Annotated in this window: 2 protein-coding genes; both read left to right on the forward strand. The window is 66.0% G+C overall.

The genetic code is table 11. The features are described 5' to 3' along the window. Positions 1-79 precede the first annotated feature (79 nt). Positions 80-469, forward strand: a complete 390-nt coding sequence (dhaM, locus tag EOA27_RS38050; protein ID WP_042645089.1) for a dihydroxyacetone kinase phosphoryl donor subunit DhaM — start codon at positions 80-82, stop codon at positions 467-469. 19 nt (positions 470-488) lie between these two features. Further along, positions 489-791 carry an HPr family phosphocarrier protein gene (locus tag EOA27_RS38055; RefSeq protein WP_127249377.1) on the forward strand — a complete coding sequence of 101 codons (303 nt, stop codon included), beginning with the start codon at positions 489-491 and terminating at the stop codon, positions 789-791. The last annotated feature ends 168 nt before the right edge of the window (positions 792-959 follow it).

Here is a 959-nt window from a genome sequence, read left to right on the forward strand (position 1 = left end):
CGATCGGGCATATGGACGCCGGAGCGCGCTCGACCGCGCTTCTGGTGCGCGCGGTCGCGGAAGCGATAGAGGGCAATTGATGAGCAATGTCGGGATCGTCATCGTGTCGCATTCGCCCCTCGTCGCCGAGGGGACGGCCGACATGGTGCGCCAGATGGTGGGCGACGAAGTGCCGCTTGCATGGTGTGGCGGAAACGGCCATGGCGGGCTCGGCACCAGCGTCGAGGCGATCATGGGCGCGATCGACAAGGCCTGGTCGGAAGCGGGCGTCGCCATCTTGGTGGATCTCGGCGGCGCCGAGACCAACTCGGAGATGGCGGTCGAGATGATCGGCGAGCCGCGCTCGCACAAGATCGTCGTCTGCAACGCGCCGATCGTCGAAGGCGCGGTGATGGCCGCGACCGAATCCTCCGGCGGCGCCTCGCTCAAGGAAGTGGTGGCGACGGCGCATGAACTGTCGCCGTCGTGAACGAACAGGAACCGACTGAATGTCCGCATCCGCCGAAGCAACGGTCCTGATCACCCACGCGGTGGGCCTGCATGCGCGCCCTTCGGTGAAGTTTACCAAGCTCGCCAAGACGTTCGCGGCCGAGGTGGAGGTGGCGGTGGCAGCCAACGGCCCCTGGTTCGACGCCAAGAGCATCGTCAAGGTGATGGCGGCGAAGGCGCCGAAAGGGACCATGCTGCATATCCGCGCCAAGGGCGACGGCGCGACCCAGGCGGTGAAAGCGCTGGTCGATCTGGTGCAGCGCGATTTCGACGAGGATGCGGATCATGCCCGGTCCGCTTGAAACGGATCCGCATGTCCGTGGGAAACCGGGTCATGCGGATTGAGGGTATCCCCGCCTCTCCCGGTTATGCCGAAGGTCCGCTGTTCGACCTCGACCAGCCTCCGGTCAGCTACAAGGCCAAGGCGAGCGCCGGGGAAGAACAAGCCGCACTGGTGAGCGCGATCGGCA

This window comes from Mesorhizobium sp. M2A.F.Ca.ET.037.01.1.1, assembly GCF_003998075.1.
In the GTDB taxonomy this organism is placed as follows: domain Bacteria; phylum Pseudomonadota; class Alphaproteobacteria; order Rhizobiales; family Rhizobiaceae; genus Mesorhizobium.